This window comes from Streptomyces hirsutus, from assembly GCF_001418415.1.
GTDB classification, from domain to species: domain Bacteria; phylum Actinomycetota; class Actinomycetes; order Streptomycetales; family Streptomycetaceae; genus Streptomyces; species Streptomyces hirsutus.
On the sequence record NZ_LIQT01000592.1, the window covers coordinates 1 to 11778 of the forward strand.

The window sequence follows — 11778 nt, forward strand, 5'->3', positions numbered from 1 at the left end:
ACCCGCCCGTCTCCCACCACCACCCTCGACCGAGGCGGCGAGCCGCCGCTGCCTGGAATGCCGGATTCACCGGGTGCGGCGAAACTGACGATGAGCGGCCGCTACCACGGCTCCACCACCGCCGGGCAGTGGCTGGACCGCATCGTGGCCCGCGGTCTGGGCACCCGTAGCCGGGCCGAGCTCACCCTGACGGACGCGGGACTGGACGTCGTACGCCCCGGCGCGAGCGATTTCTTCGTCCCCGTCGCCGCGCTGCGCGAGGCCCGGCTCGACAAGGGCATCGCCGGCAAGGTCCTCACCGAGGGCGGTCTCCTCGTCGTGACCTGGGCGCACGGAGACAAGCTGATCGACTCCGGCTTCCGCTCCGACCACGCCGCCGAGCACACCACATGGGTCGAGACCCTGAACGACATGATCAACAAGACGGAAACGGAAGGCGCACGATGACGACCTCCACCAGGGGAGCCGCCAGGACTCCCGCCGTACTCGTCCTGGAGGACGGCCGGATCTTCCGCGGCCGGGCCTACGGGGCAGTGGGGGAGACCTTCGGCGAAGCCGTGTTCTCCACCGGCATGACCGGCTACCAGGAGACCCTCACCGACCCGTCCTACCACCGCCAGGTCGTGGTCATGACGGCCCCGCACGTCGGCAACACCGGCGTCAACGACGACGACCCCGAGTCCCAGCGGATCTGGGTCGCCGGCTACGTCGTGCGCGACCCCGCGCGCGTGCCGTCCAACTGGCGCTCCCGCCGCCCCCTGGACGAGGAACTCGCCGCCCAGGGAGTCGTCGGCATCAGCGGCATCGACACCCGCGCGCTCACCCGCCACCTGCGCGAGCGGGGCGCCATGCGCGTCGGCATCTTCAGCGGCGCCACCGTGCCGGACGACGCCACGCTGCTGGCCCGCGTCCAGGAAGTCCCCCCGATGAAGGGCGCCGACCTCGCAGCCGAGGTCGCCACCAGCGAGCCCTACGTCGTACCGGCGGTCGGCGAGAAGAAGTTCACGGTCGCTGCCGTCGACCTCGGCATCAAGGGCATGACCGCGCAGCGCATGGCCCAGCGCGGCATCGAGGTGCACGTGCTGCCCGCGAACGCCACCGTGGACGACGTCTACGCCGTCGAACCCGACGGCGTGTTCTTCTCCAACGGACCCGGCGACCCCGCCACCGCCGACCACCCCGTCTCCGTGATGCGGGCCGTCCTGGAGCGCGGCACCCCGCTGTTCGGCATCTGCTTCGGCAACCAGATCCTCGGCCGCGCCCTCGGCTTCGGCACCTACAAGCTCAAGTACGGCCACCGCGGCATCAACCAGCCGGTCCAGGACCGCACGACCGGCAAGGTCGAGATCACCTCGCACAACCACGGATTCGCCGTGGACGCCCCCCTCGACCAGGTCTCCGACACCCCGTTCGGCCGCGCCGAGGTGTCCCACGTCTGCCTCAACGACAACGTGGTGGAAGGGCTCCGGCTGCTCGACCGGCCGGCCTTCAGTGTCCAGTACCACCCGGAAGCGGCAGCGGGCCCGCACGACGCCGCCTACCTGTTCGACCGCTTCGTTTCCCTGATGGAGGGCCAGCGTGCCTAAGCGCACCGATATCCAGTCCGTCCTGGTCATCGGCTCCGGCCCGATCGTCATCGGCCAGGCCGCCGAGTTCGACTACTCCGGCACCCAGGCGTGCCGGGTCCTGAAGACCGAGGGCCTGCGGGTGATCCTGGTCAACTCCAACCCGGCGACGATCATGACCGACCCGGAGATCGCCGACGCCACCTACGTCGAGCCCATCACCCCCGAGTTCGTCGAGAAGATCATCGCCAAGGAGCGGCCGGACGCCCTGCTGCCCACCCTGGGCGGCCAGACGGCCCTCAACACCGCGATCTCCCTGCACGAGAACGGCGTCCTGGAGAAGTACGGCGTCGAGCTGATCGGCGCCAACGTGGAGGCCATCAACAAGGGCGAGGACCGCGAACTGTTCAAGGACGTCGTGGAGGAGGTCCGCCGGAAGACCGGGCACGGCGAGTCCGCCCGCTCGGTCATCTGCCACACCATGGACGAGGTCGTGGCCGGCGTCGACGAGCTCGGCGGCTACCCGGTCGTGGTCCGCCCCTCCTTCACCATGGGCGGCGCCGGCTCCGGCTTCGCCCACGACGAGGACGAGCTGCGCCGCATCGCCGGACAGGGCCTCACCCTCTCGCCGACCACCGAGGTGCTCCTCGAGGAGTCCATCCTCGGCTGGAAGGAGTACGAGCTGGAGCTGATGCGCGACAAGCACGACAACGTGGTCGTCGTCTGCTCCATCGAGAACTTCGACCCCATGGGCGTGCACACCGGCGACTCCATCACCGTCGCGCCCGCGATGACGCTGACCGACCGTGAGTACCAGACCCTGCGCGACATCGGCATCGCCGTCATCCGCGAGGTCGGTGTCGACACCGGCGGCTGCAACATCCAGTTCGCGGTGAACCCGGAGGACGGCCGGGTGATCGTCATCGAGATGAACCCGCGCGTGTCACGGTCCTCGGCGCTGGCCTCCAAGGCGACCGGTTTCCCCATCGCCAAGATCGCCGCCAAGCTCGCCATCGGCTACACCCTCGACGAGATCCCGAACGACATCACGCGGGTGACCCCGGCCTCCTTCGAGCCGACCCTCGACTACGTGGTCGTCAAGGCCCCGCGGTTCGCCTTCGAGAAGTTCCCGAGCGCCGACTCCACCCTCACCACCACCATGAAGTCGGTCGGCGAGGCCATGGCCATCGGCCGCAACTTCACCGAGGCGCTCCAGAAGGCGCTGCGCTCGCTGGAGAAGAAGGGCAGCCACTTCACCTTCGTCGGCGAGCCCGGCGACAAGGCCGAACTCCTGCGCGAGGCCGTCCGCCCGACCGACGGCCGGATCAACGCCGTCATGCAGGCCATCCGCGCGGGCGCCACCCCCCAGGAGGTCTTCGACGCGACGAAGATCGACCCCTGGTTCGTCGACCAGCTCTTCCTCATCAAGGAGATCGCCGACGACCTGGCCGCCGCGCCCGAACTGACCGCCGACCTGCTCGCCGAGGCCAAGCGGCACGGCTTCTCCGACCAGCAGGTCGCCGAGATCCGCGGCCTGCGCGAGGACGTCGTCCGCGAGGTGCGGCACGCCCTCGGCATCCGCCCGGTCTACAAGACCGTCGACACCTGTGCCGCCGAGTTCGCCGCGAACACGCCGTACTTCTACTCCTCCTACGACGAGGAGACCGAGGTCGCCCCGCGCGAGAAGCCCGCGGTGATCATCCTGGGCTCCGGCCCGAACCGCATCGGCCAGGGCATCGAGTTCGACTACTCCTGCGTCCACGCCTCCTTCGCGCTGAGCACTGCGCCCACTCCTCCCGGCGGGTACGAGACCGTGATGGTCAACTGCAACCCGGAGACCGTCTCCACCGACTACGACACCTCCGACCGGCTGTACTTCGAGCCGCTCACCCTGGAGGACGTCCTGGAGATCGTCCACGCGGAGCAGCAGGCCGGCCCGGTCGCGGGCGTGATCGTCCAGCTCGGCGGCCAGACCCCGCTGGGCCTTGCCCAGGCACTCAAGGACAACGGCGTACCGATCGTCGGCACGCCCCCCGAGGCCATCCACGCGGCCGAGGACCGGGGCGCCTTCGGCCAGGTCCTCCAGGAGGCCGGCCTGCCGGCCCCCAAGCACGGCACCGCCACCACCTTCACCGAGGCCAGGGCCATCGCAGACGAGATCGGCTACCCCGTCCTCGTCCGCCCGTCCTACGTGCTCGGCGGCCGCGGCATGGAGATCGTCTACGACGAGACCCGCCTCGAGTCCTACATCGCCGAATCGACCGAGATCAGCCCCTCCCGGCCGGTGCTGGTCGACCGGTTCCTCGACGACGCCCTCGAGATCGACGTCGACGCGCTCTACGACGGCGAGGAGCTCTACCTCGGCGGCGTCATGGAGCACATCGAGGAGGCCGGTATCCACTCCGGCGACTCGGCGTGCGCCCTGCCCCCGATCACCCTGGGCGGCTACGACATCAAGCGGCTGCGCGCCTCCACGGAGGCCATCGCGCGCGGCGTCGGGGTGCGCGGTCTGATCAACATCCAGTTCGCGTTGTCCGGCGACATCCTCTACGTCCTGGAGGCCAACCCGCGCGCCTCGCGCACGGTCCCCTTCACCTCGAAGGCGACCGCGGTGCCGCTGGCGAAGGCGGCAGCCCGGATCTCGCTCGGCGCGACCGTCGCCGGGCTCCGCGAGGAGGGCCTGCTCCCGGCCCGGGGCGACGGCGGCGACCTCCCGCTCGACGCGCCGATCTCCGTCAAGGAGGCCGTGCTGCCGTGGTCGCGCTTCCGCGACATCCACGGCCGCGGCGTCGACACGGTCCTGGGCCCGGAGATGCGTTCCACCGGCGAGGTCATGGGCATCGACTCCGCCTTCGGCACCGCGTACGCCAAGTCGCAGGCGGGCGCCTACGGGCCGCTGCCCACCAAGGGCCGCGCCTTCATCTCGGTCGCCAACCGCGACAAGCGCTCGATGATCTTCCCCGCGCGCGAGCTCGTCGCCCACGGCTTCGACCTCCTCGCCACCTCCGGCACCGCCGAGGTCCTCAAGCGCAACGGCATCAACGCCACCGTCGTGCGCAAGCAGTCCGAGGGCACCGGCCCGAACGGCGAGAAGACCATCGTCCAGCTGATCCACGACGGCGAGGTCGACCTCATCGTCAACACGCCGTACGGCACCGGCGGACGCCTCGACGGCTACGACATCCGTACGGCCGCCGTGGCGCGGTCCGTGCCGTGCCTGACGACGGTCCAGGCGCTCGCCGCCGCGGTCCAGGGCATCGACGCCCTCAACCGCGGCGAGGTCGGCGTCCGCTCGCTCCAGGAACACGCGCAGCACCTGACAGCGGCCCGCGACTGACGGCCCCGAGGGGGACACCGGAAACGGTGTCCCCCTCTTCATGAGGCTTTTCAGGCCCTTCACGAGGACACAGGCATGTACAAGTACTTCTTCCATCTGGTGTTCCGGCGGATGGATCCGGAGCGGGCCCATCACCTCGCCTTCCGCTGGATCCGTCTCGTCGCGCGCGTCCCCGGCCTGCGCACCTTCGTCGCCGCCGTGCTCGCGCCCCGCCACAGGGAACTGCGCACCGAGGCCCTCGGCCTGCGCCTGCACAGTCCCTTCGGGCTCGCGGCCGGCTTCGACAAGAACGCCGTCGGTGTCGACGGCATGGCGATGCTCGGCTTCGACCACGTCGAGATCGGCACGGTGACCGGTGAGCCGCAGCCCGGCAACCCGAAGAAGCGGCTGTTCCGGCTGGTGGCGGACCGCGCACTGATCAACCGCATGGGCTTCAACAACGAGGGCTCGCTGGCCGTCGCCGCCCGCCTGGCCTCCCGCACGCCCGTCTTCAGGACGGTCGTCGGCGTCAACATCGGCAAGACCAAGGCCGTACCCGAGGCCGAGGCCGTCGGCGACTACGTGAAGTCCGCCGAGCGGCTGGCGCCGTACGCCGACTACCTGGTGGTCAACGTCTCCTCGCCGAACACCCCCGGCCTGCGCGACCTCCAGGCCGTCGACCATCTGCGCCCGCTCCTCACCGCCGTCCGCGAGGCCGCCGACCGCGCCGCCCCCGCCCGCCGGGTACCGCTGCTGGTGAAGATCGCCCCGGACCTCGCCGACGAGGACGTCGACGCGGTCGCCGACCTGGCCGTGGAGCTCGGTCTGGACGGGATCATCGCCACGAACACCACCATCGCGCGCGCGGGGCTCGGCCTGCGGTCCGGCCCCGCCGCCGTCCAGGAGACCGGCGGCCTGTCCGGCGCGCCCCTGAAGGCACGCTCCCTTCAGGTACTGCGCCGCCTGTACGCCCGCGTGGGCGACCGGATCACCCTGGTCGGCGTCGGCGGCATCGAGAACGCCGAGGACGCCTGGCAGCGCATCCTGGCCGGCGCCACGCTGGTCCAGGGCTACAGCGCGTTCGTCTACGAGGGCCCCTTCTGGGCCCGCACCCTCCACAAGGGGCTCGCCGCGCGCCTGCGCACCAGCCCGTACGCCACGCTCGCCGACGCGGTGGGCGCCGAGGTGAGGACAACGGCATGAGTGGACCGGAACCCTTCGGCGCGCGCCTGCGCCGGGCCATGGACACGCGCGGCCCGCTGTGCGTCGGCATCGACCCGCACGCCGCCCTGCTCGCCGAGTGGGGCTTGAACGACGACGTGGCCGGCCTGGAGCGGTTCAGCCGCACGGTCGTCGAGGCGGTCGCGGACCGGGTCGCCGTGCTCAAGCCGCAGAGCGCGTTCTTCGAGCGCTTCGGCTCGCGCGGCATCGCGGTGCTGGAGGCGTCGGTCGCTCAGGCGCGGGAGGCCGGCGCGCTGGTCGTCATGGACGCCAAGCGCGGCGACATCGGCTCCACCATGGCCGCCTACGCCGAGTCCTTCCTGCACCCGGACTCCCCGCTGTTCTCGGACGCGCTGACCGTCTCCCCGTACCTCGGCTACGGCTCGCTGAGCCCGGCGGTGGCACTGGCCCGCGAGAGCGGCACGGGACTGTTCGTCCTGGCGCTGACCTCCAACGCGGAGGGCGGCGAGGTGCAGCACGCGGTACGGGCCGACGGGCGCAGCGTGGGCGCGACCATGCTCGGACACCTGGCCGCCGAGAACGCGGGGGAGACGCCCCTGGGGTCCTTCGGCGCGGTCGTCGGCGCGACGCTCGGCGACCTGTCGTCGTACGATCTGGACATCAACGGTCCGCTGCTCGCTCCCGGCATCGGAGCCCAGGGAGCCACGGCGGCGGACCTCCCGGCGGTCTTCGGCCCGGCGGTGCGCAACGTCGTGCCGAACGTCAGCCGGGGAGTGTTGCGTCACGGTGCCGACGTGGTCGCGCTGCGTGACGCCGCGGAGCGATTCGCGGAGGAGATCAGGACGGCCGTGGCGACGGTCTGAGCCTCCGACGAGGGAAAGACGAGGGAAACAGGAGCGCGCCGAAACCGCATACGACAAAAAAACCCGGTCGCTATGCCCTTAAATGTCCGCCATCATCGATCCTGACCTGGACTTTTCCGCTGTTCTCGCTGACTCAGACGGAGTTGGCCGCTAGTCTCCGACGGAGAGTGAACGGGCAAGCGTGTTGCTCGTGGCTCCCCTGGTGTGGGGCGACTAGGTTCCTCACCGGTCCGTATCCGACAGTTTCGACATCCGAGGTGACGTAGGCGTGGCTCTTCCGCCCCTTACCCCTGAACAGCGCGCAGCCGCGCTCGAAAAGGCCGCCGCGGCTCGCCGGGAGCGGGCCGAGGTCAAGAATCGACTCAAGCACTCCGGCGCCTCCCTGCACGAGGTCATCAAGCAGGGCCAGGAGAACGACGTCATCGGCAAGATGAAGGTCTCCGCCCTGCTCGAGTCCCTGCCGGGCGTGGGCAAGGTCCGCGCCAAGCAGATCATGGAGCGACTGGGTATCTCCGAGAGCCGCCGTGTGCGTGGTCTCGGCTCGAACCAGATCGCCTCCCTGGAGCGTGAGTTCGGCAGTACCGGCTCCTGAGTCCCGGGCATACCGGGATTGCTGGAATAATCGCCGCATGGCTGCAACACCCCGGGGGACGACCCCCGTACCCCCGGACGTACGTCCGCGGCTGACCGTGCTCTCCGGCCCCTCGGGGGTCGGCAAGAGCACGGTCGTCGCGCATATGCGCAAGGCCCACCCCGAGGTCTGGCTCTCGGTGTCGGCGACGACCCGCAAGCCGCGCCCCGGTGAGCGGGACGGGGTCCACTACTTCTTCGTCACCGACGACGAGATGGACAAGCTGATCGCCAACGGTGAACTGCTCGAGTGGGCCGAGTTCGCCGGCAACCGCTACGGCACACCGCGCGCGGCGGTGCTCGAGCACCTGGAGTCGGGCCTGCCCGTCCTCCTGGAGATCGACCTCCAGGGCGCCCGTCAGGTCCGCGAGTCCATGACCGAGGCCCAGCTGGTCTTCCTCGCCCCTCCCTCCTGGGAGGAACTGGTGCGCCGGCTCACCGGCCGGGGCACCGAGTCGCCCGAGGTGGTCGAGCGCCGGCTGGAGGCCGCGAAGGTCGAGCTGGCGGCCGAGTCGGAGTTCGATACGACCCTGGTCAACACCTCCGTCGAGGCCGTGGCCCGCGAGCTGCTAGCCTTGATGAACGTCGTGTGATCGTCAGCGTTTCCCCAACGGTCATTCAGCGATCATGCAGACCAATTCTTTCCCATCCATCGGAAGGTAGAGCGTGTCCTCTTCCATCTCCACGCCCGAGGGCATCATCAACCCGCCGATCGACGAGCTTCTCGAGGCCACGGACTCGAAGTACAGCCTCGTGATCTACGCGGCCAAGCGGGCTCGCCAGATCAACGCGTACTACTCGCAGCTCGGCGAGGGTCTCCTCGAGTACGTCGGTCCCCTCGTCGACACCCACGTCCACGAGAAGCCGCTCTCGATCGCCCTGCGCGAGATCAACGCGGGACTGCTGACCTCCGAGGCCATCGAAGGCCCCGCTCAGTAAGTCGCAGTTCAGTGAGTCGCACGATTCCGAACGTCGTATCAGCGACTTTCGGCCGACTTTTCCACAGGCCCGGCAGCACGTCTGCCGGGCCTGTGGTGCGGTCGGGGTGCGGGGCCGTTCCCGCGATGGTGCGAGCATGAGGGGTGTGCGGCCGTCCCCGGCGCGCACGGTGCCGGTATTCCGGGGAGAGACGGGAGAGACGTGGACAAGCCGAAGGTCGTTCTGGGCGTCAGCGGCGGCATCGCCGCGTACAAGGCCTGCGAGCTGCTCAGGCGGCTGACGGAGTCGGGGCACGACGTCCGCGTCGTCCCCACCGCCTCCGCGCTGCACTTCGTCGGCGCCGCCACCTGGTCGGCGCTCTCCGGCCACCCGGTCTCCACCGAGGTGTGGGACGACGTCCACGAGGTGCCGCACGTCCGCATCGGGCAGCACGCCGACCTGGTCGTGGTCGCCCCGGCCACCGCGGACATGCTGGCGAAGGCGGCGCACGGCCTGGCCGACGACCTCCTCACCAACACCCTGCTCACCGCCCGCTGCCCCGTGGTCTTCGCCCCCGCCATGCACACCGAGATGTGGGAGCACCCGGCCACCCAGGAGAATGTGGCGACCCTGCGCCGGCGCGGTGCCGTCGTCGTCGAACCGGCGGTGGGCCGGCTCACCGGCGTGGACACCGGCAAGGGCCGGCTGCCCGACCCGGGCGAGATCTTCGAGGTCTGCCGCCGGGTACTGGCCCGGGGCGTCACCGAGCCCGACCTGAGAGGCCGGCACGTCGTGGTCAGCGCCGGCGGCACCCGGGAGCCCCTCGACCCCGTCCGCTTCCTCGGCAACCGCTCCTCCGGCAAGCAGGGCTACGCCCTCGCCCGGACCGCCGCCGCGCGGGGCGCACGGGTCACCCTGATCGCCGCCAACGCCGCGCTGCCCGACCCGGCGGGAGTGGACGTGGTCCCCGTCGGGACCGCCGTACAACTGCGCGAGGAAGTGCTCCGGGCCGCCGCCGACGCCGACGCGGTGGTCATGGCCGCCGCGGTCGCCGACTTCCGCCCCGCGGCGTACGCGGCCGGGAAGATCAAGAAGCAGGACGGCCGGGAACCCGAGCCCGTCGCCCTGGTGCGCAACCCGGATATCCTCGCCGAGATCTCCGCCGGCCGGGCCCGCCCCGGACAGGTGGTCGTCGGCTTCGCCGCGGAGACGGACGACGTGCTCGCCAACGGACGCGCCAAGCTGAAGCGCAAGGGCTGCGATCTGCTCGTGGTCAACGAGGTCGGCGAGCGCAAGACGTTCGGCTCCGAGGAGAACGAGGCCGTGGTGCTGGGCGCCGACGGCAGCGAGACGCCCGTGGCGCACGGCCCCAAGGAAGCCCTGGCCGACACGGTCTGGGACCTGGTGGCCGCGCGCCTGGGCTGAACGATCCGCGGCGGGCTCCGGATCCGTGAGGATCCCCAAACCTCGCCGCCGGGGCGTGGCGGCTCTGGCCAACACGCCCTGGCATGGGCAGAATGCCCGTGCCGCAGGTCACGGGGGTTCCCGAGAGGCGAGACAGGGGAGCCCGTGACGAAGCGCGACCGATAAACTGTTCCACGGACGGTGTGCGGTGCAGCCCCTGCCGTCCGCCAATGATCAGCCAGCAGCCGCTGCAACCACAGGGAGCGTTGTGTCCCGTCGTCTGTTCACCTCGGAGTCCGTGACCGAGGGTCACCCCGACAAGATCGCTGACCAGATCAGCGACACCATTCTCGACGCGCTGCTCCGCGAGGACCCCCATTCCCGCGTGGCAGTCGAGACCCTCATCACCACCGGCCTGGTGCACGTGGCCGGCGAGGTCACGACCAAGGCCTACGCGCCGATCCCGCAGCTGGTGCGCGACAAGATCCTGGAGATCGGCTACGACTCCTCGAAGAAGGGCTTCGACGGCGCCTCCTGCGGCGTGTCGGTGTCCATCGGCTCCCAGTCCCCGGACATCGCCCAGGGCGTCGACACGGCGTACGAGTCACGGGTCGAGGGCGACGAGGACGAGCTGGACCGGCAGGGCGCCGGTGACCAGGGCCTGATGTTCGGTTACGCGACGGACGAGACGCCGACGCTGATGCCGCTGCCGGTCTTCCTCGCGCACCGCCTGTCCAAGCGCCTGTCCGAGGTGCGCAAGAACGGCACCATCCCCTACCTGCGCCCGGACGGGAAGACCCAGGTCACCATCGAGTACGACGGTGACAAGGCCGTCCGCCTCGACACGGTCGTGGTCTCCTCGCAGCACGCCTCCGACATCGACCTCGAGTCGCTGCTCGCCCCCGACATCCGCGAGTTCGTCGTGGAGCCGGAGCTGAGGGCGCTGCTGGACGAGGGCATCAAGCTGGACACCGAGAAGTACCGTCTGCTGGTCAACCCCACCGGCCGCTTCGAGATCGGCGGCCCGATGGGCGACGCGGGCCTCACCGGCCGCAAGATCATCATCGACACGTACGGCGGCATGGCCCGGCACGGCGGCGGCGCCTTCTCCGGCAAGGACCCGTCCAAGGTGGACCGCTCGGCGGCGTACGCGATGCGCTGGGTCGCCAAGAACGTGGTCGCGGCCGGCCTGGCCTCTCGCTGCGAGGTCCAGGTGGCGTACGCCATCGGCAAGGCCGAGCCGGTCGGTCTGTTCGTGGAGACCTTCGGCACCGCCAAGGTCGACACCGAGCGGATCGAGCGGGCGATCGAGGACGTGTTCGACCTCCGGCCGGCCGCCATCATCCGGGACCTGGACCTGCTCCGCCCGATCTACGCCCAGACCGCCGCCTACGGCCACTTCGGCCGTGAGCTGCCCGACTTCACCTGGGAGCGCACCGACCGCGTGGACGCGCTGCGCGAGGCGGCGGGGCTGTAGTCCGCGCTCCGGCGCTTTCGCCGAGGCCCGGTGCCCCTTCGGGGGCGCCGGGCCTCGGCGTGCGCGCGGCCCCGGGGCGTCCGGCGCGGGGCGGGCGGTGGCCGCTGTCGGTCGTGTGTCAGTCGTGTTTGGTAGGAATGCAGGCGTGAGCAGCGAGAACGGCGGGAGCGGACAGGCGGCCGGTGGTGCGCGGGGCGCGCCGCCCGAACAGCTCGCGCTCATCCGGGAGACCGTGCGCAGGGCCGACACGCCCCGGGCCAAGCCGCGGACCTGGCGGGGTGCCGCACTCGCCGGGCACCTGCCGGTCGCGCGCGTCCTCGTCGACAAGGGCGTCCTGCACCTCGACCGGTACTTCGACTACGCCGTGCCCGAGGAGCTCGACGCCGACGCACAGCCGGGCGTCAGGGTGCGGGTGCGGTTCGG

The 11778-nt window shown here is 70.7% G+C and carries 11 protein-coding genes; all 11 read left to right on the top strand.

The genetic code is table 11. The features are described from left to right. A partial coding sequence (locus AOK11_RS35215) for a PH-like domain-containing protein (protein WP_055597719.1) occupies window positions 1-447 on the top strand: 447 nt, incomplete at its 5' end. Beyond that, the gene (gene carA / locus AOK11_RS35220) at window positions 444-1586 is read left to right on the top strand and encodes a glutamine-hydrolyzing carbamoyl-phosphate synthase small subunit (RefSeq protein WP_055597720.1); all 1143 of its coding nucleotides are present in this window, start codon (window positions 444-446) and stop codon (window positions 1584-1586) included. The genes AOK11_RS35215 and carA, both read left to right, overlap by 4 nt. Next, window positions 1579-4902 carry a carbamoyl-phosphate synthase large subunit gene (gene carB, locus AOK11_RS35225; protein ID WP_055597721.1) on the top strand — a complete coding sequence of 1108 codons (3324 nt, stop codon included), beginning with the start codon at window positions 1579-1581 and terminating at the stop codon, window positions 4900-4902. The genes carA and carB overlap by 8 nt, the downstream gene beginning before the upstream one ends. Window positions 4903-4977: 75 nt before the next feature. Beyond that, entirely contained in the window at window positions 4978-6084 is a 1107-nt protein-coding gene (locus tag AOK11_RS35230; protein WP_055597722.1) for a quinone-dependent dihydroorotate dehydrogenase, read from the top strand. Next, window positions 6081-6926: an orotidine-5'-phosphate decarboxylase gene (gene pyrF, locus AOK11_RS35235; protein ID WP_055597723.1), complete on the top strand. Its 846-nt coding sequence runs from the start codon at window positions 6081-6083 to the stop codon at window positions 6924-6926. Before AOK11_RS35230 ends, pyrF begins: the two co-directional genes overlap by 4 nt. 268 nt (window positions 6927-7194) lie before the next feature. Next, entirely contained in the window at window positions 7195-7518 is a 324-nt protein-coding gene (locus AOK11_RS35240) for an integration host factor (protein WP_003977346.1), read from the top strand. A 37-nt stretch (window positions 7519-7555) separates the two neighbouring features. After that, window positions 7556-8149, top strand: a complete 594-nt coding sequence (gene gmk, locus AOK11_RS35245; protein ID WP_055597724.1) for a guanylate kinase — start codon at window positions 7556-7558, stop codon at window positions 8147-8149. 73 nt (window positions 8150-8222) lie between these two features. Continuing rightward, window positions 8223-8495, top strand: a complete 273-nt coding sequence (gene rpoZ, locus AOK11_RS35250; RefSeq protein ID WP_028814064.1) for a DNA-directed RNA polymerase subunit omega — start codon at window positions 8223-8225, stop codon at window positions 8493-8495. Window positions 8496-8696: 201 nt separating this feature from the next. Then, window positions 8697-9899: a bifunctional phosphopantothenoylcysteine decarboxylase/phosphopantothenate--cysteine ligase CoaBC gene (gene coaBC / locus AOK11_RS35255; RefSeq protein WP_055597725.1), complete on the top strand. Its 1203-nt coding sequence runs from the start codon at window positions 8697-8699 to the stop codon at window positions 9897-9899. Window positions 9900-10146: 247 nt separating this feature from the next. Further along, a complete protein-coding gene (gene metK / locus AOK11_RS35260; RefSeq protein WP_055597726.1) occupies window positions 10147-11355 on the top strand; it encodes a methionine adenosyltransferase in 1209 nt (402 codons plus the stop codon). A gap of 145 nt (window positions 11356-11500) precedes the next feature. Further along, window positions 11501-11778, top strand: a 278-nt coding sequence (locus AOK11_RS35265) for a primosomal protein N' family DNA-binding protein (protein WP_055597727.1), incomplete at its 3' end; no start/stop codon positions are given.